Source organism: Mycoplasmatota bacterium, assembly GCA_018394295.1.
GTDB lineage: Bacteria > Bacillota_I > Bacilli_A > Haloplasmatales > Haloplasmataceae > JAENYC01.
The window spans coordinates 1,480,113-1,502,983 of the sequence record CP074573.1; the positions used below are offsets into that span (position 1 = coordinate 1,480,113).

General features: G+C 27.9%; 20 protein-coding genes, 1 pseudogene and 1 other annotated feature. Of the genes and pseudogenes, 6 read left to right on the forward strand and 15 right to left on the reverse strand.

The genetic code is table 11. The features are described from left to right. Positions 1 to 28: 28 nt before the first annotated feature. From KHQ81_06875 to KHQ81_06900, 6 genes are all read right to left on the reverse strand, one after another. A complete protein-coding gene (locus KHQ81_06875; GenBank protein QVK19401.1) occupies positions 29 to 532 on the reverse strand; it encodes an ankyrin repeat domain-containing protein in 504 nt (167 codons plus the stop codon). A gap of 370 nt (positions 533 to 902) precedes the next feature. Continuing rightward, positions 903 to 1,532 (reverse strand): O-methyltransferase, encoded by a 630-nt coding sequence (locus KHQ81_06880; GenBank protein ID QVK19402.1) that lies wholly within the window; start codon positions 1,530 to 1,532, stop codon positions 903 to 905. 78 nt (positions 1,533 to 1,610) lie between these two features. Next, complete coding sequence (locus KHQ81_06885) at positions 1,611 to 2,126, reverse strand: hypothetical protein (GenBank protein ID QVK19403.1); 516 nt, start codon at positions 2,124 to 2,126, stop codon at positions 1,611 to 1,613. An 80-nt stretch (positions 2,127 to 2,206) separates the two neighbouring features. Beyond that, positions 2,207 to 3,067, reverse strand: a complete 861-nt coding sequence (locus KHQ81_06890; GenBank protein QVK19404.1) for a D-alanyl-D-alanine carboxypeptidase — start codon at positions 3,065 to 3,067, stop codon at positions 2,207 to 2,209. Between the two features lie 212 nt (positions 3,068 to 3,279). Then, positions 3,280 to 3,774 carry a MarR family transcriptional regulator gene (locus KHQ81_06895; GenBank protein ID QVK19405.1) on the reverse strand — a complete coding sequence of 165 codons (495 nt, stop codon included), beginning with the start codon at positions 3,772 to 3,774 and terminating at the stop codon, positions 3,280 to 3,282. Positions 3,775 to 4,145: 371 nt separating this feature from the next. After that, complete coding sequence (locus tag KHQ81_06900; GenBank protein QVK19406.1) at positions 4,146 to 5,309, reverse strand: MFS transporter; 1,164 nt, start codon at positions 5,307 to 5,309, stop codon at positions 4,146 to 4,148. Between the two features lie 605 nt (positions 5,310 to 5,914). Here KHQ81_06900 and KHQ81_06905 point away from each other — a divergent pair. Continuing rightward, positions 5,915 to 7,084, forward strand: a complete 1,170-nt coding sequence (locus KHQ81_06905; GenBank protein QVK19407.1) for a glycosyltransferase — start codon at positions 5,915 to 5,917, stop codon at positions 7,082 to 7,084. Between the two features lie 34 nt (positions 7,085 to 7,118). On the opposite strand, the gene KHQ81_06910 is transcribed toward KHQ81_06905, so the two are convergent. The 7 genes from KHQ81_06910 to mnmA form a co-directional block, all read right to left on the reverse strand. Continuing rightward, positions 7,119 to 7,481 carry a DUF1292 domain-containing protein gene (locus KHQ81_06910; GenBank protein ID QVK19408.1) on the reverse strand — a complete coding sequence of 121 codons (363 nt, stop codon included), beginning with the start codon at positions 7,479 to 7,481 and terminating at the stop codon, positions 7,119 to 7,121. A gap of 15 nt (positions 7,482 to 7,496) precedes the next feature. Continuing rightward, complete coding sequence (gene ruvX, locus KHQ81_06915; protein QVK19409.1) at positions 7,497 to 7,910, reverse strand: Holliday junction resolvase RuvX; 414 nt, start codon at positions 7,908 to 7,910, stop codon at positions 7,497 to 7,499. Positions 7,911 to 7,979: 69 nt separating this feature from the next. Then, a complete protein-coding gene (alaS, locus tag KHQ81_06920) occupies positions 7,980 to 10,610 on the reverse strand; it encodes an alanine--tRNA ligase (protein QVK19410.1) in 2,631 nt (876 codons plus the stop codon). Positions 10,611 to 10,656: 46 nt separating this feature from the next. Further along, positions 10,657 to 10,862, reverse strand: a binding site (T-box leader). Between the two features lie 64 nt (positions 10,863 to 10,926). Then, positions 10,927 to 12,000: an AI-2E family transporter gene (locus KHQ81_06925; protein ID QVK19411.1), complete on the reverse strand. Its 1,074-nt coding sequence runs from the start codon at positions 11,998 to 12,000 to the stop codon at positions 10,927 to 10,929. Positions 12,001 to 12,103: 103 nt separating this feature from the next. Then, positions 12,104 to 12,253, reverse strand: a complete 150-nt coding sequence (locus KHQ81_06930) for a hypothetical protein (GenBank protein ID QVK19412.1) — start codon at positions 12,251 to 12,253, stop codon at positions 12,104 to 12,106. 91 nt (positions 12,254 to 12,344) lie between these two features. Then, the gene (locus tag KHQ81_06935) at positions 12,345 to 14,657 is read right to left on the reverse strand and encodes an ATP-dependent RecD-like DNA helicase (protein QVK19413.1); all 2,313 of its coding nucleotides are present in this window, start codon (positions 14,655 to 14,657) and stop codon (positions 12,345 to 12,347) included. Between the two features lie 16 nt (positions 14,658 to 14,673). Beyond that, on the reverse strand, positions 14,674 to 15,798 hold the full coding sequence (gene mnmA / locus KHQ81_06940; protein ID QVK19414.1) for a tRNA 2-thiouridine(34) synthase MnmA: 1,125 nt from the start codon (positions 15,796 to 15,798) through the stop codon (positions 14,674 to 14,676). A 141-nt stretch (positions 15,799 to 15,939) separates the two neighbouring features. Between mnmA and KHQ81_06945 the strand changes: the two genes are divergently transcribed. Continuing rightward, positions 15,940 to 17,166 carry a replication-associated recombination protein A gene (locus KHQ81_06945; protein QVK19415.1) on the forward strand — a complete coding sequence of 409 codons (1,227 nt, stop codon included), beginning with the start codon at positions 15,940 to 15,942 and terminating at the stop codon, positions 17,164 to 17,166. 14 nt (positions 17,167 to 17,180) lie between these two features. Here the strand turns inward: KHQ81_06945 and KHQ81_06950 are convergent, their stop codons facing one another. Both KHQ81_06950 and KHQ81_06955 read right to left on the reverse strand, forming a co-directional pair. Continuing rightward, the gene (locus tag KHQ81_06950; protein QVK19416.1) at positions 17,181 to 19,070 is read right to left on the reverse strand and encodes a DUF5011 domain-containing protein; all 1,890 of its coding nucleotides are present in this window, start codon (positions 19,068 to 19,070) and stop codon (positions 17,181 to 17,183) included. Between the two features lie 695 nt (positions 19,071 to 19,765). Continuing rightward, on the reverse strand, positions 19,766 to 20,035 hold the full coding sequence (locus tag KHQ81_06955; protein QVK19417.1) for a hypothetical protein: 270 nt from the start codon (positions 20,033 to 20,035) through the stop codon (positions 19,766 to 19,768). 117 nt (positions 20,036 to 20,152) lie between these two features. Here KHQ81_06955 and KHQ81_06960 point away from each other — a divergent pair, with 117 nt between their 5' ends. The 4 genes and pseudogenes from KHQ81_06960 (at position 20,153) to KHQ81_06975 (ending at position 22,786) form a co-directional block, all read left to right on the forward strand. Then, on the forward strand, positions 20,153 to 20,389 hold the full coding sequence (locus KHQ81_06960; GenBank protein ID QVK19584.1) for a hypothetical protein: 237 nt from the start codon (positions 20,153 to 20,155) through the stop codon (positions 20,387 to 20,389). 96 nt (positions 20,390 to 20,485) lie between these two features. Continuing rightward, positions 20,486 to 20,803, forward strand: a complete 318-nt coding sequence (locus tag KHQ81_06965) for an IS66 family insertion sequence element accessory protein TnpB (GenBank protein QVK19418.1) — start codon at positions 20,486 to 20,488, stop codon at positions 20,801 to 20,803. Next, positions 20,800 to 21,153, forward strand: a complete 354-nt coding sequence (gene tnpB / locus KHQ81_06970; protein QVK19419.1) for an IS66 family insertion sequence element accessory protein TnpB — start codon at positions 20,800 to 20,802, stop codon at positions 21,151 to 21,153. The genes KHQ81_06965 and tnpB overlap by 4 nt, the downstream gene beginning before the upstream one ends. A gap of 77 nt (positions 21,154 to 21,230) precedes the next feature. Continuing rightward, a pseudogene (locus KHQ81_06975) lies at positions 21,231 to 22,786 on the forward strand (IS66 family transposase). The last annotated feature ends 85 nt before the right edge of the window (positions 22,787 to 22,871 follow it).

A 22,871-nucleotide genomic window follows, 5' to 3' on the forward strand; every position in this document is an offset into this window, starting at 1 on the left:
TATCAACATCAACACCTTTGTCAATTAATCAAACAACGAAGTCATATTGTGCTTTAGCTACATCTTCATTATATGGATTTGTATTTAAGCGTAGTGAAGCATTTACAGGGGTGTACCCCTGTAAATTCATATAAGAAATGTCAGCCCCTTTGTTAATTAAATATTTGGCAACTTCTATTCCATTTGAATTATGTGTTCTTAAAGCTGCTATTAAAGGACTTGTGTTATTCGTTGCATTAACGTTGTTGACATCTGCTCCGTTTTCTACTAATAATTTAACAGCTTCAAAATTTCCTAATTTACAAGCCATATGTAAAGGTGGATAGTTAGTACAATCTAAGCAAACAACATTTGGTTTTGCATCAATATCTCCTCTTTTTTTTAGTAATTTTTCAAATTTATCTATATCGTTTTCTTCGATCGCAGAGATTAAATTCTGTGCATTTAACTGATTAGATGAATATGAAAAGAGTAGATAAAATCCTCCTATTATAATGACGATTAGTATTATTATTGAAATAATTTTTTTCATAAATCATTCTCCTATCTATAAAAGCTTAGTTTTCTTTAAAATAGATTGAGTAATGGAAATTATAAATTATTAAATATCCATTCAACTGATGTAATTAATAATAACTAAAGGATATAACTATTAGAAATCAGTAAAAAGTTTATCATTTTATATAAAAACTGATATATATATATTTGTTTCTTATTTATATAATATCATCTAACGTGTTTCTTGTATAGAAAATAATCTGATATATTTAAGTAATTTAGATATTAATTTAACCTTGGTTTATCATACTTCATTTAACATATTTTCCATAGTTTTTATTAATACCGAAAAAAGCGATTAAACATTTGTCTAATCGCTCATAGTATCAAAAACATCAATTTAACTACTTTTTAATACTAATGGATATGCCATCTCCAATAGAAAAAAATTGAGTATCAAATAAATCATTATTTTTTAACCATTCATTATATTTTTTAATTTTACTAACAAGTTGTTTAGTGTTTCGATTTTTGATATCATCATCAAAAATCATATCATGAAACACTAGATTATCTGTAACAACAATTCCTCCTGTTTTTAAACATTTTGTGTATTTTTCAAAAAACTTCTGATACTGACTTTTGGCTGCATCAATGAATAATAAATCATAATTATTAGATAAATTAGATTCATCAACTAATAAAGCATCTTGAGAAATAAGTTCAATCCGGTTAGTCAAATTAAATTCCTGAATATTCTTTTTTGCTTGTTCAATCATTTCTTCATCTCGTTCAATCGTTGTCACTGAGATAGCTTCATTAATTCTTGCGAAATTGATCGCAGAATATCCAATTGCGGTTCCAATTTCTAAAATCTTTTTCGCTTGACTTACTTTTATAATCATTGAAACAAATTCTAAACCTGATTCTTGAATTATAGGAACATGATGTGACTTAGCATATGTTTCTAATTCATTTAACTTTTCATCATTCGGTTTTTCATTTAAATAATCAAAATATTGTTCTTTATTCATGTTATCACCGTTATTAATTATAATTAATCTTTCCTCAATATACAATAAATTTTATAAAAGAGAATTAAAAAATCTTGGTTATTTCTCCATCCTAAATATTGCCCAAATACAACAATGGATCGATGGTTCATTTTCTATTAACCATTTTTGTATTATCTTCGCTTTATGATAATCTTCAATTAACCCATATTTAGAAACCTCTTTTGAAAAAAATGGATCATATAAACCACAACAATTTGTTAGAACACTTCTTCTAGAACAATCTTCTAGTAAATCATATCCATAAAATTTGAAATGATTTAAACTTACGTGCCCACAATCTTGAGTAGGTTCTTTTATTACTGCTAAAACCTGTTTTCCATCAAAATTATCTATTTTGCTTAATAAATAATCTAAATTATTAAAAATATCAAAATCACAAAAATCACCAGAACGAAAGATATACTTAGCATCTTCATCATTAAAAGTATGAATACAACTTGAGCATAATAGGTAGTCTAAGGAAATTATTTCTTCAATTTGATTCATCCCACTTATTTCTTTGTAATCTTTTTGAGGATAAAATTTCTCAACAACTGCATAACCAATATTCATATGAAACACCTCTAGTCAAACGCACTACTTTTACTTTATTATAACATAAAAGAGTGATAATAAATCACTCTTTTAACGTATTAATCTTCTTCTTCACTACCATCTGATCTAATTTCTGGTGTTGGAACATCGATACCATATTGTCCAAATCCATATTTAAACATGTTTAAATGGTCTACCCAATCATTTGGATCATTTAAGGTAACTGCGATTAAACTAATCCCATTTTCTTTAGCATAACTAGCAAGTGTACGACCTGCAGCTTTAGTAAAACCCGTTTTACCTGCTGTTACATAATCTACTTGATTAACTAATCGATGTTTGTGCGCCCATTTATATGGAATACCTAATGCTGATGTTGTTTCATAAATTTTAGTTCCAGCAATTTTTCTAAATTCAGGATTTTCCATCGCATAGCGCAATAATTTAGCAACATCACTTGCTGTAGATATATTTTCTCTTGGGTCAGGAAGTCCTGATGGATTTGAAAAATTAGTATCATTCATCCCTAATGCTTTTGCTTTATCATTCATTAATCGAACAAAATCATCAACATTCCCAGCTACATACTCAGCAATCGCATAAGCAGCATCATTACCTGAGCGTAATATTAAACCATATAATAAATCTTCAAGGGTTAGTTTATCACCAGGTGTAAGATTTATTGATGATGGGGGTTGATTAGCTGCCTCTTCTGAAATGGTTACCTCATCACTTAAATTAGCATTTTCTAGTGCTAGTATTGCTGTCATGATTTTGGTTAAACTAGCTATTGGTAGTTTCTCATTTGGATTTTGAGTAAACATAAATTCTCCTGTATCAGCATTCATTAAAGCAGCCGCTTTTGCACTAACTGATACTTGTGCATTTGTTTTATTTACTTTAAAAGGAATACAGAAAAGCAAAAACAAAGACATAATAAATATAGTTTTTTTCTTCATAATTCACCACCTATTTTTATATTATATCTTTATTTTTTTGCATTAATAGAACAAATATACAAGAGATGACGTGCTAATATATTCCTAACAAAAATGATTAATAAGAATACAAATATGTCAAAGAAAATATAAAATAATTATAAATTGACTAAAATTACAAAAAAAAACTATTTAAATCATTTCTAAAATGAAAATAGTTTTTTTTGTGATTTTTAATTTTTTTTATTTTCATAAAAGATTACTTCATTTGAAGAAGGTAAATCCTCAACAATTAATTTTTTATTTAGAAAACTTTTTAATGTTTGAAGTCCATTAAGAATAGTATCTATTTCTTCATTACTTATATTACTAAAAGTATCATTGAAAAAGTTTTTTATAATAACCTTGTGCTCATCAACTATTTCTTCGCCTTTACTAGAAAGTTCAATATAAACGATACGTCTATCTTCTTCACTGCGAATTCTTCTTACTATATCCTGTTTTTCAAGTCTATCAATAATTCCTGAAACGGTACTATTAACAAGACTCATCTCTTTGCTAATTTCACTAACTTTTAAACGATTATGATTAAAAAGCAATTTGATAACCATAATCTGTGGTACCGTTAATCCAGTCTCTTTTAATTCATTTTTAATACTACTATTTAATTTAGAGTTTATTTCTCTTATAAGTGAAGCAATTTGATATCCATTTGAAATATTAGACATTTTACCCTTCCTTTCATACCTTTAGTATTATAATCGTATCTTAACACAAAATACCAAGATAAAATACTATTTTTTATTTAAACATCCCTATAATAAATGGTATTAACCATATTGTCCATACAAATAAACTGAGTTTATGAAAACTTACTATTAAATCCTTTTTATTTTTTACTAGTAAGTAATTCCATGAATATCAAATGTGAATTGTTCACTCATAAGTTAAAATAATGTTGTTCCTTTTGTATAAAATAAAAAACCTATCAAAAAAAAATCAAATTATGTTTATTTAATCTTCTAGATATTTTCACCCTAAACGCCAATTCAATAGCATTGATGCTGTTAAAACTTGAATATCCAAAAACATAAACTTATTATTCTTCCTTATATTCAGGTGAATAGTTTTGTACTGTATTTACGATTAACATGACGATAATACATAGTGTTAAAAGTGCAAAAACAGTAATATTTTTATTAATTCCCCATAAAATACCTGTTAAAGAACCACCTAAAAAAGATCCTATAAATTGAACAGTATTAAAAGCACCTGTGACAGCACCTTTCGCATTTTTAGGTGAAAACTTCGTAATAGTTGCGGGGAATAAAGACACTAAGCACATATAACCAATAAAATATAAAATTAATCCAATCGCTATAATGTAAATATTTTCTGTAAAAAGACAAATGATTGAAATAACAATTACAAAGAATGATAATTTTACAATATTTTTTTCATATCCTTTGTCAGCTAATTTAGCAGAAATTCTCATAGCGATTATTCCTAATATCGTTCCTGGTATAAAAAACTTCCACATTTCACTTATACCAACCAATTTATCTACTATTTGTGGAACGATAATAAAAACACTTACCATAGAGAAATAAACAAAAAAACCTCCACACATTAACTTAATCATATCTTTGGTTATCATTTCTGCTTTTAATTTTTCTTTTTTCACAATATTTTTCACTTTATTTTCTTTGACAAAAATAGTGATATATAACCCTGTAATAAATGTGAATATAGCACATATTAAAAATATTTGTGAAACTGTAAGTACCTTATTTAATAGCGTCGCTCCAATAAATCCTGCTGTACCTGCTATACCAAAGGAAATACCTACAATACTCATTGCTTGATTTCGTTTGGATTCTGGTATTACATCACCTATCCAAGAATAAGCAACTGCCATAATCGCACCACTACCTTGAATCGCTCTAGCAAGAATTAAAACATAAATGTTATTAGCAATACTAGCTAATAATAGCCCTACAGAAAGTTGAAGGATACCAAATAGAATGATTGGCTTTCTACCTACTTTATCGCTTAAAACACCATATGGCACTTGAAGTATTGCTTGTAATAATCCATAAATTCCAATCGCAAACCCAACTAATGCTGATGAAGAATTTTGAAGACTATTTCCATAAATAGCAAGTAAAGGCATTGCTAGAATAAGTGAAAATTGTCTTAACCCTAAAGTAGATGCGATTCCAACTATAAAATTTACTTCTGATTTACTATATGTTTTGCTCAATTTTATATCAACCTACCTTATTTTATTTCGTGTGCTAATATTTCGTATACGAATCATTTGTATTATAATCTTTTTCTATGAAAAAAGCAATAAAAAAATTGGTTATAAATTTTTTTCATAAATCGTTTGTATTATCTTCTTCAAGTATTCATTTTTATTCTGTTATTATTATACCTTTTTTACTTACTAAATCTTTATCCTAATATTACCTTAGTTATAACCTGTTACATAATTGTTATCATCAAATAATAACTATAGTGTTAATTGTATTACCATTGTTTGTAACCTTAAACTGTGGTCTTTTTTGCAGAATATATTTTAATAATTTAATAAATAAAAACTTTATAGAAAACAATCTTTATCCCTTAAATGATACATGGTATAATGGGTGTGACAATATTTTACAGTTATTAACAATTTTTTATATTTTATGTAGTAACAGAATGTTTTAGGAAAAGAGAATAAAATTAATTATAAAAATTATCATTTTTTTATTTATAAACCTAAAAAATTAGGCTTTCTACCTTATGCTACTTTAACTCATTGTGAAATATTTCAGTTCAATCTTAACTAATCAATTTACTTAATTTGTAAGGGGAAATAAAATGAAATTAACTGTCGGACAATTTAATGATTCCTATCCACCTGTTATGGATGGGGTTGGAAATACTGTTAAAAACTATGCTTATTGGATAAATAAAAAATATGGAGAAAGTTACGTTATTACTCCTAAATTCCCTCGTTATACTGATAATGAAGATTTTCAAGTGATTCGATATGCTTCAACACATCTACCACGTAGAAAACCTTATCGTCTTGGAATTCCATCTATTGCTTTTGATTCAAAAAGGAAATTAAATCAAATTGATTTTGATATTCTTCATGTACACTGTCCTTTTAGTTCAGGACAACTCGCTCTTAAATTAGCACAAAAAAAGCAAATTCCAATTGTGGCATCCTTTCATTCAAAATTTTATGATGATTTTAAACAAGCTTTAAAAAATGATTTTCTAGCTAAATTAGCTGTTAAGCGTATTGTTTCATTTTATGAAAAAGTTGATTATGTTTGGACAGTTAATGAAAGTACTGCCGAAACATTAAAAAGTTATGGTTTTAATAAAAAAATTGAAATTATGCCAAATGGAACTGATTTTAAAGCCAATATTGATATAAATGAAAACAAAAAATATATGAACGAATTATACCATATTCAAAACAATGAATTAGTATTTCTTTTTGTTGGGCAACATATTTGGCAAAAAAATATTAAATTAATTGTAGAAGCACTTAAGCAATTAAAACAAAGTAATCTTCCATTTAAAATGTTTTTTATTGGTGAGGGTTACGCTAAAAATGATTTAATGTCATTAGTTAATCAATATAGTTTAACCAATCATGTTCAGTTTATGGGAAAAATAACAAATAGAGAATTATTGAAGCGATTCTTTGCAAGAGCTGATTTATTTATTTTTCCATCTGTATATGATAATGCACCGATTGTTGTTAGAGAAGCAGCTGCATTAAATACACCTTCAATTGTCATTGATGGGTCAAATGCACAAGAAGGAATAATAGATGGTGTCAATGGATTTACTTGTTTAGAAAATGTGACGTCATTAGCAAATAAAATTAATTTAATTTCTCAAGATAAAGATAAATTAAAGGAAATTGGCAATAACGCTAAAGAAACAGTTGCTCGTTCATGGGAAAGTATTGTCGATCAAGTAGCAGAAAAATATCAAGATATAATCTATTCTTACCAAATGAATAAATAAAAAGCAAAAAAGGACTTTCGTCCTTTTTTCTTTACTATTTTTCTTCTTTTTCATCACACATGCATTGATGGTTTTCATTATCATGATCATGACCACAACAGCAGTGATCATCTTCTTCATCTTCTTCATCCATATTACTTACATAAGTGTTGAATACCTCTTCAATCATTTCCCATTCAGCATCATCCTCTATTGGGAATAATTCTCCAATAGAATCATCTTCATTTGGGACAAAAGAAGAACATAGCACTTCAACATCTTCATCTTCTTCGTTCGTTTCAACAGGTACATAGTACACATAGGATTTTTCATAGTCTTCTGAATCAAATGTAAATAAAATTTCACATAAAACCTCATTTTCATTCTCATCTACTATAGTTAAATAGTTTTCATCCATTTCTTTCACCTCTTTTTATATACTATTTAAATAGCTTTGCAGTATTACTACTGCTGCCATTTTATCAATAATTTTCTTTCTTTTTTGTCGAGACATGTTAGCATTAATTAATATTTTTTCTGCTTCCATCGTTGTCATTCGTTCATCCCACAAAATAACTTTGATTTGAAGAGCATCCCTTATTTTTTGGGCAAATTCTTCACTAATTTTACCACGAGGGCCAATCGTTCCATTCATATTTTTAGGATAACCTAAAACAATTCTTTCAACTTTTTCTTTTTTGACGAATTCAACTACTCTATCTAGTGCTAACTGATAATTATTATCTGTAAAGACAAAGGTTTCTATACCTTGAGCAGTTAAACCTAAAGCATCACTTAGGGCTATTCCTAATGTTTTACTACCTAAATCTAATCCTAATATTTTCATGTTAAACTTCCTTTTTAATACTACGTCTCATGTTTATTATACCATTTATTGGTTGAAATAAATATCTTTTTATTTATTTTTTAAATATTCAGATACATATTCTAATGCGGTTTGAACATTCTCGACATTTTTAGCGCCTGCTTGAGCAAAATCAGGACGCCCGCCTCCATTACCACCGCATATTTTAGCCATTTCTATTACTAAATTACCTGCATGGATACCTTTAGAAATATAATCTTTTGTGACACCACTCATAAATATAACTTTATCTCCAGTCACATTCGCTAAAACAACAATTACATCTTTTAACTGATCTTTAAAATTATCAATCATATTTCTTAATGCACTAGTTTCAATATTTTTAACTACAGCTGTTAAAACTGTGTACCCATTTACTTCTCTTTTTTGGTTGCCAAGGTCATTTGCTTCAATATTAGCAATCTTTTGATTTAAACTATCTAGTTCTTTTGATAAACTTCTATTTTCATCTACTAAAGAAGTGACTTTTGATACAACCTCTTGTGGTGTTGTTTTAAGAAGACCAGCAATTTCTGAAATTGAATTAATAAAAGATTGAGTATACTCAATTGCTTTTTCACTCGTTAGGGCTTCAATTCTTCTAATACCAGCACCGATTCCAGATTCAGAAACAATCTTGAATAGACCAATTTCTGATGTATTATTTACATGACTTCCACCACATAATTCAATACTAAAAGTTCCTGCACTAACAACACGAACAATGTCTCCATACTTCTCACTAAAAAGAGCCATTGCACCTAATTTTATTGCTTCTTTAATTGGCATTTCTTGACAAGTCACCTTTAGGTTTTCAAATATTCTCTCATTAACGATTCTTTCTACTTCAACTAATTGTTTCTTCGATACAGCTTCAAAATGATTAAAATCAAAGCGTAAACGTTCAGAAGACACATAAGAACCTGATTGAGCAATATTATCACCTAAAACCATTTTTAAGGCTTTATGTAAAAGATGCGTTGCTGTATGATTACGAGTGATTAAATCGCGTGAAAAATGGTTAACTTTTAACATCATTTCATCGCCAACATGAATCTTTCCTGATAAGACAGAACAGAAATGTAAATGTTGTTTATTTGGTGCTTTAACAACATTATTAACAACAATTCGTGCCTCGTTACTAAGAACAAATCCAGTATCAGCAACTTGTCCACCAGAAAGGGCATAGAATGGTGTTTGATCAAAGATTAATTGAACTTCATCCCCTTCATTAGCCTCTGTTAATAATTCGTCTTTGTTAATAATATATAAGATTTTCCCTTTTACTTCTAACTTGTCATAACCTACAAATAATGATTCATCTTTTATATCCATCAATGTTTTATTCTGTATCTGCATTGAATCCATATCTTCTCTTGCTTCACGTGCTCTTTTACGTTGCATTTCTAGTTGCTTTTTAAACTCTTTTGTGTCAACTGTAAAACCAGCTTCTTGTGCATATTCAATGGTTAATTCAATTGGGAATCCATAGGTGTCATATAATTTAAACGCTGTATGTCCGTCAATTTCTTTATTTTTCGCATTTTTTATAAATTCATTTAATATCATCAAGCCATCTTGAAGGGTTTCGTGGAAACGTACTTCTTCTTTTTCTAGTAGGGTTTGAATATATGACATTTTCGCTTTTATTTCTGGATAAAAATCTTCATTGATATTAGCTACAATTGGGACTAATTGTTTCATAAAAGGTTTTTCAATGTCTAATTTACGTGCATATTTAACTGCTCGTCTAATTAAACGTCTAATAACATACCCTCTACCTTCATTTGAAGGTAACGCACCATCTGAGATTGCGAAACAACAAGTACGAATATGGTCAGATATCACTCGGAAACTTTCATCTTTAATACTTGACTCTAAATATTTTTGCTTAGATATTTTTTCAATTTCACGAATTATTGGCATAAATAGATCAGTGTCAAAATTGGTATCCACATCTTGAATGATTGATGTCATCCGTTCTAATCCCATACCTGTATCAATATTTTTACTTGGTAATTCTTTATAATCTTCTCTATTTACTCCTGGGATTGCATTATATTGCGAAAATACAAGATTCCAAATCTCTAAATATCTTTCATTTTCTCCACCTGGAAATAATTCTTCTTTAGGGGTATTATAATTATATTTTTCACCACGGTCATAAAAAATTTCTGTATTAGGACCGGATGGACCTTCACCAATTTCCCAAAAATTATCTTCTAATTTAACAATGTGACTTGGGTCCATTCCTATTTTCACCCATAGATCAAATGCTTCTTGATCATTCGGATAAATGGTTACATATAATTTATCTTTATTAAAAGCGAACCACTCATCACTTGTTAGTAATTCCCAAGCATATGAAATTGCTTCCTCTTTAAAATAATCACCAATCGAAAAATTACCTAACATTTCAAAAAATGTATGATGTCTTGCTGTTTTACCAACATTCTCGATATCATTTGTCCGTATTGATTTTTGTGAACTTGTAATACGAGGATTTTCAGGAACTAAACGTCCATCAAAATATTTTTTTAAGGTTGCTACACCAGAATTAATCCATAATAATGTCGGATCATCAACAGGTACTAATGATTGACTTGGATAAATTTGATGATTTTTTGATTTAAAAAAGTTAAGAAACATACTTCTTACTTGTGAACCAGTTAATTTTTTCATATTTATTCCTCCTTCAATATAAATAAAAAAATCCCTTGCTTTAAAAGCAAGGGACGATTATGTCGCGGTACCACCCTAATTCTGAAAAATAATAAACTTTTCAGCACTTGTAAGTTTTAACGGCCTTACCGGTAGTTATTAACTACACTCTAGAGTAGCTTCAATTATCCTATTCAAAAATTTCTTCCAGCCAAGGAAATTTCTCTCTATTATGACTTTAGATAATTTACTCTTCTCTATCATCGTATTATTTTATTCTTTTATATTATATACGATAATAATTCTATTATCAAGAACTATTAATAAAAAGTCTTTTTTAATTTCTACAACGTCGTAACCGTAAATATATTCTGATATATTTGATAAATAACATTATAATAGCGAGTAATGGAATCGCAAATATCATTCCTAAAATCCCAAAATATTTTCCAAAGATGATAAAAGCAAGTAAAATTAAAAGCGGATGACAATCAATTGATTTACTTTGAACATAAGGAGTTACGATATTTGATTCAACTAACTGTACAACGACAATAATGACTAAGGTTAATATAGCGAGTTTCCATGATTTTGTTAATGCGAAAATAACTGCAGGAACTCCTCCAATATAATTTCCAATAATTGGGATGGCATTAGTATAACCAACGATAAAACCAAATAACATAGGATATTGTAATCCTATAAAAAAGAATCCTATTCCAGAGACAATTGCCATTAAGTTCATGATAAGAATTAAGCCTCTAAAGTATTGACCAACCTCTTCATCTGCTTCTCTTATAAAATGATATATAAACCTCATTTTATGTCTAATCAAAAACTTTTTAAGTTTAATTTTAATATGATTATAATCATATAAAAAATAGAAAATGATGATTGGTGTTAGAACTATAATATTAAAAGATTCTAATAAACTCGACATATGAGCAGTTGAAAAACGAATATTTAAGAGATTATTCATTGTCCAATTCTCAATATCATCCATTCCAAAATGATACTTTTCTGGAATAAAATCAAATCGAATCCAAAAGTCATTAATAAAAGATTCCACTGAACGATATATTTGAGGGATTTGTTCTTCAAGATCACTAATTTGCGAAAATACGATCGGAATCAAACTAGATATTAAATAAGCTGCGATGATAATAAAAGTACAAAAGACTAATAAAACAGATAATAACCGATTAATTCCTTGCTCTTCAATTTTATCAACGATTGTATGTAGTAAAAATGCAAAGAAAAACCCAATAATAAAAGGGCTTAATAAATAAATTAAACTCATTAAATAACGATATAAAATTGGTAATGCCATGTTACTTAAAATGATAATAACATAAATAGAAAATATAAGAAGTAAGACATAAAAAATTTTAAACTCTTTTTTATATTTCATTAAAATCACCCATCTGCTATCACTATTATATGCATATTTTAACGAAAATATATAATATATAAATGGAAACTGCATCAATCTAATGATTGATGCAGTTTAATAATTAGAAGATCTCTCTAATTTTTCTAATTGCTTTCGAATTATTTTTCATCATTTTTCGCATTTCTCTCGACAACATTGGTTGGTGTTCAGTTACTTTTTGATATGCTATTGTACCTATTATTCCTAACATTAGATAAGAAAAAGTTCTCATTAATATCACCTCATATAGAGAGATCTGTGTGCTTAGCACATTTATATTTTTGTCTAATATTAGAAAAAAATAAGGGACAATTTTTTCCATATCAATTTAGAAAATCATAAACAGTCACATTTTTAACCGGATTATATTGAAATTCAAAGCCATCAATTGTGATCGTGCTTGTATTATCTAATGCTAATAACCTATCTTTTAAAGAAGTCTGACGAGCGGTTTCTCTGGTATTAAAAACAGCTAATTTATAAGCTTCAACATCTCCTAACATAATTAAAAACTTTTTGGCACGAGTAATGGCAGTATATATTAATTTTTTTCGTAACATTATACTATAACTTTTCGATAAAACTAAAACTACAATATCAAATTCACTACCTTGTGATTTATGAATTGATATACAATAAGCAAGTGATAATTCACTTAAATCAGTCTCAGAAAAACTGGCTTCATTACCATCAAAATCAACAATTAACCTCGTATCATTCTCACTTTCATCTTCTGTAAAAACATGTTTAATATACCCAATATCGCCATTCATAATATTTTTTTCTGGCTTATTCACTAATTGAATCACTTTATCGCCTAAACGATAGATTTTATTGAAATAGTTTATTTCTTTTTTTTCTTCAGTTTTTTGATTTATGCAATTTTGTAAAAATTGATTAATATTATCAATTCCAATAATTCCTTTATACATTGGTGCTAATACTTGAATATGGTCAATCGAATATTTTTTATCTAATGCATTGGTCATAATATATTTTAAATTCTCTAATATTGATTCATTATTTGAGGAAATAAAATTTCTATCGACTTGTTTTACTAATAAGTCTGAAGTAATTATTTGAGAATTAATATCATGAGCTAATGAGATAATTGTTGACTCCTCTTTTTGCCTATGAATTTTCTCTAATTTAACTGTTGATATCATATTTGAAGTTATAAGATCCTTTAAAACATCTCCAGGACCAACAGAAGGTAATTGATTAATATCCCCTACAAAAACGATTGTAACATCGTTTTTTAAAGCTTTTAGTAAATTAGACAATAACCTAACATCAATCATAGAACTTTCATCTATGACAATTAATTTGCATTCTAGACGGTTATTTTCATCATATGTGAATTCACCTGTCATTTGATAACCTAAAAGACGATGGATCGTTTGGGCATTAATACCTGTTGTTTCATTCATTCGCTTAGCAGCACGACCGGTTGGTGCAACTAAGGCCATGTGAGATGAAATATCTTCTTTTGCAAGTTTATTTAATTTTATATAAGCTTTTAAAAAACCATTTATTATCGTTGTTTTCCCTGTACCTGGACCACCTGTTAATATGGTAATTTTATTTTGAAGTGCTTGTTTAATCGCTAAATGTTGTTTTTTAGAATATTGAATATGAACTTCATCTTGAATTTTAAGTATAGTGTCATTAATTTCTTTATCATTAAAATCATTTTCTATGTCTGAAGATAATAAATCATGAATTTTTTCAACAATTGTCATTTCAGCATGATACAAAATAGGTAAGTAATATTTCTTATTATCTAAAATAATTTGATTCTTGTTAATTAATTGAGAAATATTATCACTAATTTCTTCATCCGTTAAAGATATCCTATTTTCATTTAGGAATAACTTTGCTTTATTTAATAATTGTTCATACGTGATATAAGTAAACCCTTGATTAAAACAATAGACTTCAAATATATATTTTATCGCTGCTTGAATACGATAAGGACTCTTTAAATCAAATTGCAAAGAGATACCTAATGCATCTGCTTTTTTGAATCCAATCCCCTCAATTTCATCAATTAAGCGATATGGATTCTCTTCTAAAAAATGAATAGTATTTTCTTTATACTTATTAAATACTTTTTTAGATAAACGATTTCCAAACCCGTTTTTTAATAAGAAGCGCATAATCTTCTCTGCTTCATAATTAATTAATAACACGTCATAAATAGTATTTATTTTATTTTGATTTAAACCAGAAATACCAGCTAAAACAGATTTATCTTTAATTATTTTATCAATCGCATTTTCTCCTAATGTTGAAACAATCTTTTTGGCAGTTTTTTTACCAATGCCCTTAAATAAATCACTCGATAAAAATAAGATTAAACTATCTTCATCTTTTTTTTCTTCCATCTTATGAAGATGAACAGAAAATTGCATCCCATAATTATTTTGAATAAACTCCCCATGAAAATGATATAATTCATCTTTAAGTAACTTAGGCATATATCCAACAATTGGGATATATCCATCTTTTTCATATTGTTTAATTATTTTAGAATTGATATCAGATTTTTGAACCTGAATTTTGCCAACATGATAATCATTTTCTTCATTATAAAAAATTTCTTTTTTATACCAACCCGTTATGACACTACTCATATTTACGCTCCAATTTTTAGTATTGTCGTTTTTCACCTTCAAAATAGGCACTGTCAATAAATCCTCCACCTAAACAAATTTCACCATCGTAAAAGACAGCTGCTTGTCCAGGGGTCACTGCACGAACTAATTGATCAAATTCAACAAGCAATGTATTTTCATCTTGCCATTTGATTTTAACGTCAACATCTTTTTGACGATAGCGGAATTTAGCACTACATTTCATTTCATTCTTAAATTTATTAGGTGAAATCCAATTAACATCCTTTACAATGCATGAATCAGTATAGAGATAATGGTAATCAAATCCTTGTCCAACATATAAAATATTTTCTTTTAGATTTTTACCTACAACAAACCAAGGATTTCCTTTTCCACCAATCCCTAGTCCTTTACGTTGACCAATCGTATAATACATTAACCCACTATGCTCTCCAATAATTTCACCATCTAATGACATCATTTTTCCAGATTGTGCAGGTAAATAATTCTGTAAGAAACCTTTAAAATTGCGTTCACCAATAAAACAAACACCGGTTGAATCTTTTTTTGTCGCTGTTGCTAAATCTAATTTTTTAGCGATTTCTCGTACCTCTGGTTTATGTAAATGACCAATTGGAAATAGTGATTTCTGTAACTGTTTTTGATTTAATTGACACAAAAAGTAAGTTTGATCTTTATTATCATCAATTCCTCTTAATAATTGTGCTTCACCAAATTCATGTTTAACTTGTGCATAATGCCCCATCGCAATATAATCACAATTAAGTTTTTCTGCATACTCAAAAAATGCTTTAAATTTAATTTCTTTATTACATAAAATATCTGGATTAGGTGTTCGCCCTTTTTTATATTCACTTAAAAAATAAGAAAATACCTTGTCCCAATATTCTTTAACAAAGTTTACTTTGTGTATTTTAATTTCCAACTTATCAGCTACTCTTTTCGCATCTTGAAAATCTACTTCTTGTGGGCAAATTTCATCAAGTGCTGTTGGGTTACCTAATATATCATTATTTAGGGCAGAGTCCCAATTACGCATAAATACTGCTTCTACATCATAACCTTGTTCTAATAATAAATACGCTGCAACTGATGAATCTACTCCACCACTCAATCCTAAAATTACTTTTTTTGTCATAATATCACCTTTAATAGTTTTTATCCTAATTATTATATCATACAAACTATAAAAAATAATCAAAATTGCTTATCAATTAAATTTTAAATTTTCTTAAAAATTTGTTACAATGGATTTAGTAATAGAAAAAAAGGTGATAAAATGCAACCACTTGCTTATAGAATTAGACCTAAAAAAATTGAAGAAGTAGTTGGTCAACAACATTTGATTGGTGAAGGGAAACTAATAAATAACTTGATTGAAAATAATAAAATGTTTTCATTAATATTTTTTGGTCCTCCTGGTGTTGGTAAAACAACGATCGCTAAAGTTTTAGCTGAAGCACTTAATATTCCTTATGCTGAATTTAACGCTGCAACTGATAATAAAGAACGATTAAAGCAGTTAATTAAAACTGCCCAATTATCTACCGATTACATCATAATTATTGATGAAATTCATCGACTAAAAAAGGATATTCAAGATTTATTACTACCATATTTAGAAGATGGTACGACAAATCTCATTGGATTAACCACAAATAATCCCTATTTTAGTGTAAATCCTGCGATACGTTCACGATGTCATTTATTAGAGTTAAAACCATTATCTAATGATGACATTAAATATAAACTAATTGAGATAACAAAAAGTGAAGAAATTATTAAAAACAAAAGTATCCATGATGAAGCAATAAATTCTATCATTGAAATGGCTAATGGAGATTTACGAAGTGCAATCAATTTGTTAGAGTTAACCGTACTATCCTCTAAAGATAAGGAAATTAAAAAAGAACAAGTAAATTTATTACATTCACAAACCTCATTTACAATTGATAAAAATTCTGATGGTCATTATGATACTTTAAGTGCCTTTCAAAAATCAATTCGTGGTAGTGATGTGAATGCAGCACTGCATTATTTAGCTCGTTTAATTGTAGCGAATGATTTAGAAAGCATATGTCGAAGACTAGCAATCATTAGTTTTGAGGATATTGGCTTAGCTAATCCTTTAGCTTCTATACACACGATGTCAGCCATTGAAGCAGCAAGACAAGTAGGGTTACCGGAAGCTAGATTACCCCTATCAAACGCTGTGATTGAGCTTGCTTTATCGCCTAAATCAATGTCTGGTCACGAAGCGATTGATTTAGCAATTGCAGATATAAAAAAAGGAGTAATTGGTGACATACCAGAATTTATAAAGTATCGTCCGATTAATCCACCATTTAAATACAGTGCAAAAGACCCTAATAAGTATAAATATCAATATTTACCTGATAATTTAAAAGATATAGAATATTATAGACCTAAAGAAAATCCTAATACCTATGAATTCAACTTAATACAAAATTATAAATTACTTAAAAGTAAAAAGATTAAAGGATAATCCCTTAATCTTTTTTAAGTTAAATGTCTTTTACGATAACCAATAAATCCTGTTCCAATCAAAGAAAGTCCAATCCCACCTACGATATAAAATATTGAGTAATCATTTTTATCTTCTTGAATTGGTTGTCCTTCAATTACCACAATTAAATTAAAGGTTACTTCTGAAACATTACCGCTAGAATCACTTGCCTCTATAGTTATTATATAAGTCCCTTCTTTACTAGTATCATAAAACCCTTTTACAGTAGCTAAAGATGTAATATCACCATCATAGTTATCTATTACACTCAATCCACTTAATAAATACGTTTCATCTATTTCTTGATTTAAATTAATTGTCAAATCTTGATAACCTGTTATCTGTGGTGCAGTTGTGTCAACAATCGTGACAATAGCGTATGTTTCTTCAATATTTCCGCTTGTATCAGATACAAAATATTTTATTTGATAGGTTCCTAATTCATCAAAATTAATTTGGTCTAAATCTACATCAACTGAACTTGTAATGTCTCCATCATTATTATCAAAAGCTGTTACTTGTGTTAAGAAATATGCTTTTGTTAACTCAGATCTAACTTCAATAATTAAATCTGTTACACCAGTAATAACAGGATTTTCTTCGTCATATACAATAACATTTACTTGTTTTATATCATAATTTCCACTTGAATCATAAACAATATACGTTAATGGATACGTTCCAATTTCATTTAAGTTGACTAAATCATCATATACAATAATTTGATCAGTTAAACATCCATCTGTTACATCTTGACAAGAAATATTTTCTAAATAATCGATGCTTTCCGTATTAAGTGGAACTCTTATATCACCTGTATTTAGAATCTGTGGTTTATCCTCATCTAATACAGTAACATAAATAATTTTTTCTGTATAATTTCCACTTGAATCAGAGACAAAATATAAAACAGGGTATACACCAGGTTTATTAGGATTAATTAAATGGTAATCAACCCTTAGATGATATATAGAAATAACTCCATCATAATTATCTTCTATGGTAATATTTTGAGTAAATATAGATTTTTCTATTGATGTATTCACCAATATCGATAAATTTGAAATATTTTTCAAGACTGGTTTCTTAGTATCAATCACTTGCACTTGAATTGGTACTCTTCTCTCATTATTTGATTCATCTATTGCGATATATTCAATTTCATATACACCAATCTTCCCAATTTTAAGATTATCTAAATTAAGTGTTTGTGTCACCTGCTGTAAACTATTATCTGAAATATTAATTCCATTCCAAAAATCATAATTATCTATATCCGTATTTACTTCTAATATTAGATTTTTATAATTTTTTATAACTGGTTTTGTCGTATCTCGAATATGCACCTGAACAGTTTTAACGGTTTCATTACCTAAATGATCTTGTACTGAATAAATTAAATCATAAGTACCAACTTTTGTATAATCAATATTTGAGGAATCGACTTCAATTGATGCAGTTAAATCATTATCATTAAACACATCTCTAGCAGTGACTCCAATTAAATAATCTACTTCTTCTGAATTAACTTCAATATAAAAATCCTCTAATCCCTTGATAACAGGTATATCTTCGAAAACGTAAACTTTTGCAGTAACAACTGTCTCTAAAGCATAGTATATGAGTGTGTATACCCCCTCTTCGTCATAATTAACAAGATTAACATTAACAGATTCATTAGTTATAAGAACAGGATTACCACAAATATCTGTAACAGTGATTTTTTCAATATAATTTGGGGTAGGTTGTCCTATTTCATAATAAAAATCACTCACGTTTTCAAAGGTTGGATGATTATCAGGAACACATGCATCATCCGCTTTAGCCTTATCAAAATGGACTAAAAACATTAGCAAAATAAAAACAAATATAACCTTTTTCATTTCCTCACCATCTCATCAATTTATTTAACCATATTATATATTTTATTTTTTATGAAATAGTGATTTCACTGAAAATCTTACAATTTTTTTAGTCGAAAATTATTTTGTTTAGCTATTTTATTAAATTATACTTGTATTTAAACAAAGAATTGTCGAATATTATATGAATATCATATAAGGAAAACTATTTAAATTGATATACATTTATTGCTTATTACTACTTGGTATAATTTGTGGTTTATTTTGTGAGTTCTGTGAGGAACTTAAGACATCGAAATCATCAAAACTTATATAGTAAAAATATTTTATAAGACATATCTATTTGATGATGATTGCTATACAATATTCAATTTCTCATAAAAAGAATGTTATTATATGGTCTTATTTTGAAAATACAACATTAAAGATTGTATATAAGTATTGATATATAATATTCATTAATGTATAATAAACTTACACGATACAAAGGATTATTGAGGATCGGAAAGGTTCCCGACACGCTATAATTAATTTATAGTTACCAGGTATGCAAGAGTGCCGACTTGCCAAGAATCCTTTTATAATTAAAAGCACGGTAAATTGAATACCGTGTTTTTTAATTAGTCTAAAATTTTATAATTTAAGTTTATATCACTGTCTCTTAATTTAATGATATAACTAAAAAAAAGAGTTAATAACCTTCAACTCTTTTAATCTTATAAACCTAATACACTTATATAATTTTCAGTAGTTAATTTCTCTTTAATCCAAAATACAATATTTTCATAATAATTAATTAATATTAGGGTATCCACATTAATATCTTTTGTATAATTTTTATTCTTTAATTGATTAATAAAATTATTAATATCATTTAATATGTTCAACCAAGTCTTTTTATCAATTAAATTATTATCATAAATACTAAAATTAATACAATGTTTTCTTATTACATTACTAAGGTATTTAATAGAATCATCACTCATATATAAAGATTCTTTATTCCAATGTTTATCTTTATATTTCCCAGGATAAAATTCTAAGTAATCAGTACTATTTATTTCATTAAGACTATAAATTAATTTGATAATAGTTCCACCTCAATTCTTAGTAATAATTATTATAACTTTATTCCTTTTATTATTTCATCACCAGATTATATTGGTATAAATCCTTCAGAACCAAATAGTATAGAAATAATTAAGCATTATGAAAATGATGTATTAATCGCAATTAAATGGGGTAAAAACAGAAATTTGAAAATTTCATCTATGTATAGTTTGGCTGTAGGTAAAGTATCAAAAAGATTAAAGAGTGGTAGAATAATAAGCATAAAATAATACCATTGAACAGTAAGCGTACAATATAGCACACATTTAATTTATGAAAATAATATGAGATAATCCTCTTAGCTAATATGTTAGGAGGATTTTAAAATGAATTATAATAAGTTAAGATCTGAATGGAAAGAAAGAATTGAAGAATATCAAAAAAGTGGATTATCAAAATCAAAATGGTGTAGGGAAAATGGGTATAAATTACATCAACTTCTATATTGGATTAAAAAGAATAATCAAAATGAAAAACAAGCACAAGAAATTAATTGGGTACCCATTCCTATTAATCATGAAATGGTTGAAATGAATGAAGAAAAATGTATTACGATTAAAATAGGAAAATGCAATATAAAGGTTGAACCAGGGTTCAATGGGAATCATTTAAAAGATGTGGTAAAGGTGTTATCAGAATTATGATTAAACTCAAGGATGTAAAAACAGTTTATTTCGCGACAGGATATACTGATTTAAGAAAATCAATTGATGGACTATCTCTTATTGTAAAAAAACAGTTTGATTTAGATCCATTTTCAAATAACTTATTTGTTTTCTGTAATAAAAGTAGACAAATTTTAAAAATTTTACATTGGGATTATAATGGTTTTTGGATATATAAAAAACGATTAGAAAGTGGTAAATTTAATTGGCCTAAAAGTGAACAGGAGATTACAAGTTCGTCTTTAAAAGAATTTTATTGGTTTTTAGATGGTTATGAAATACGTAATGGAAAGGCCTTTAAAGAGGTAAAACAAAGGGGGATTGTATAGTTTCCTTTTCTTTATATAATTAGACTTTTTTCTAATTTTATGGTAAAATAAAGTATCAAAAAAAGGTGAGAAAAGCAATGAAAAAAGTAGACTTAAATAAACTAACTAAAGAAGAATTAATTGAATATATCTCATCACAAGATTCTAAAATAGTAGAACTTCAAAATAAAGTGAAAAAATATGAAGAGTTCTTTAAATTATATCAACAAAAGCGTTTTGGATCTTCTAGCGAGAAAATTGATCCTAATCAACAAAGTCTAGAATTATTTAATGAAGCTGAAAAGGAATCAAATTTAAATCGCGAAGAACCTAAACTTGAAAAAATTACCTACACCAGAAATAAAAAAGGACGAAAAAAAGTACTGATTATTTAAAAACTCTTCCTGTTGAAGAAATACATTATTATCCTGAAGAAAAAGATTGTCCACAATGTGGTTTTCTACTTCATGAAATGAGTACTGAAGAAAGAACTGAAATTGTAGTTATTCCGCCTAAAGTAAAAATCAAGAAACATATCCGTCATATAGTATCCTGTCGATTATGTGAGAAAAGTGAAATTAGAACGCCTATAATAAAAGCTAATATGCCTTATCCTGCAATACCAGGAAGCTTAGCTTCATCATCTTTAATTGCGTATATAATGGATCAAAAATATACAAATGGGTTACCTCTTTACAGACAAGAGAAACAATTTGAAAGATTGGGAATATTTTTACCGCGACAAAATCTTTCTAACTGGGTAATTAAAGGTGCTGCTTGGTTGGAAATCTTATATAATCGTATGCATAAATTATTACTTCAAAAAGATATCCTACATGCAGATGAGACAACTACCCAAGTATTGAAGGAAAACGGGAGAGAAGCAAAATCAAAGTCCTACATGTGGCTTTATCGAACAGGTTCAGAGGGGAAAGCAATTGTTTTATATAATTATCAGACGACAAGAGCAGGTAAACATCCCGAAGAGTTTCTTGAAGGATTTAAAGGATATCTTCAGGTGGATGCATATACTGGATATCATAATATTCCTAATGTAATACTTGTTGGGTGCTGGGCACATGCGAGGAGAGGATTTGCCGAAATAGTAAAAGCTCTATCGAGTGATGATGTGTCCATTGCGAAAGAGGGATTAACTTTCTGTAATCAGTTATACTCAATTGAGCATAAAATAATGGACTTAACACCTGAAGAAAAGTATGAAATAAGAAATAATGACAGTCGAGAGATTTTGGATGATTTTTTAGTATGGCTTAAAAATCAAGCAGAAGAAATTTTACCTAATTGTAAACTTGGTAAAGCTATTAAATATTGTCTCAATCAATGGGATAATCTTGGAAGATACCTACTTGATGGGAGATTAGAAATTGATAATAATAGAGCTGAAAGATCAATTAAACCTTTCGTGATTGGAAGAAAAAACTGGTTATTCTCTAATACTCCTAAAGGAGCAAAATCAAGTGCCATCATATATAGTGTTATTGAAACCGCGAAGGAGAATAATATAAAACCAATTGAATATCTAACCTATTTATTTGATAGATTACCAAATGTAGATTTGAATGATGAACAAATTCTAGACACATTATTACCTTGGTCAGATGAACTCCCTGAAAATTGTAAATTGAACACATAAAAAAATCCCTCATTTTAGTAAATGAGGATTTTTTATGTGTGTTATATTTGACGGTTCTTTCCAAAGTTATTGGATTTATAGTAAA

What these genes read in the sequence shown, in the direction of transcription:
- KHQ81_06890 (QVK19404.1), bottom strand. Translation starts at nt 3,067, where the DNA reads ATGAAGAAAAAAACTATATTTATTATGTCTTTGTTTTTGCTTTTCTGT.
- KHQ81_06910 (QVK19408.1), bottom strand. Translation starts at nt 7,481, where the DNA reads ATGGATGAAAACTATTTAACTATAGTAGATGAGAATGAAAATGAGGTT.
- KHQ81_06885 (QVK19403.1), bottom strand. Translation starts at nt 2,126, where the DNA reads ATGAATATTGGTTATGCAGTTGTTGAGAAATTTTATCCTCAAAAAGAT.
- KHQ81_06880 (QVK19402.1), bottom strand. Translation starts at nt 1,532, where the DNA reads ATGAATAAAGAACAATATTTTGATTATTTAAATGAAAAACCGAATGAT.
- tnpB (QVK19419.1), top strand. Translation starts at nt 20,800, where the DNA reads ATGATTAAACTCAAGGATGTAAAAACAGTTTATTTCGCGACAGGATAT.
- KHQ81_06945 (QVK19415.1), top strand. Translation starts at nt 15,940, where the DNA reads ATGCAACCACTTGCTTATAGAATTAGACCTAAAAAAATTGAAGAAGTA.
- KHQ81_06925 (QVK19411.1), bottom strand. Translation starts at nt 12,000, where the DNA reads ATGAAATATAAAAAAGAGTTTAAAATTTTTTATGTCTTACTTCTTATA.
- KHQ81_06965 (QVK19418.1), top strand. Translation starts at nt 20,486, where the DNA reads ATGAATTATAATAAGTTAAGATCTGAATGGAAAGAAAGAATTGAAGAA.
- KHQ81_06895 (QVK19405.1), bottom strand. Translation starts at nt 3,774, where the DNA reads ATGTCTAATATTTCAAATGGATATCAAATTGCTTCACTTATAAGAGAA.
- KHQ81_06905 (QVK19407.1), top strand. Translation starts at nt 5,915, where the DNA reads ATGAAATTAACTGTCGGACAATTTAATGATTCCTATCCACCTGTTATG.
- ruvX (QVK19409.1), bottom strand. Translation starts at nt 7,910, where the DNA reads ATGAAAATATTAGGATTAGATTTAGGTAGTAAAACATTAGGAATAGCC.
- KHQ81_06875 (QVK19401.1), bottom strand. Translation starts at nt 532, where the DNA reads ATGAAAAAAATTATTTCAATAATAATACTAATCGTCATTATAATAGGA.
- KHQ81_06935 (QVK19413.1), bottom strand. Translation starts at nt 14,657, where the DNA reads ATGAGTAGTGTCATAACGGGTTGGTATAAAAAAGAAATTTTTTATAAT.
- mnmA (QVK19414.1), bottom strand. Translation starts at nt 15,798, where the DNA reads ATGACAAAAAAAGTAATTTTAGGATTGAGTGGTGGAGTAGATTCATCA.
- alaS (QVK19410.1), bottom strand. Translation starts at nt 10,610, where the DNA reads ATGAAAAAATTAACTGGTTCACAAGTAAGAAGTATGTTTCTTAACTTT.
- KHQ81_06955 (QVK19417.1), bottom strand. Translation starts at nt 20,035, where the DNA reads ATGAGTGATGATTCTATTAAATACCTTAGTAATGTAATAAGAAAACAT.
- KHQ81_06950 (QVK19416.1), bottom strand. Translation starts at nt 19,070, where the DNA reads ATGAAAAAGGTTATATTTGTTTTTATTTTGCTAATGTTTTTAGTCCAT.
- KHQ81_06930 (QVK19412.1), bottom strand. Translation starts at nt 12,253, where the DNA reads ATGAGAACTTTTTCTTATCTAATGTTAGGAATAATAGGTACAATAGCA.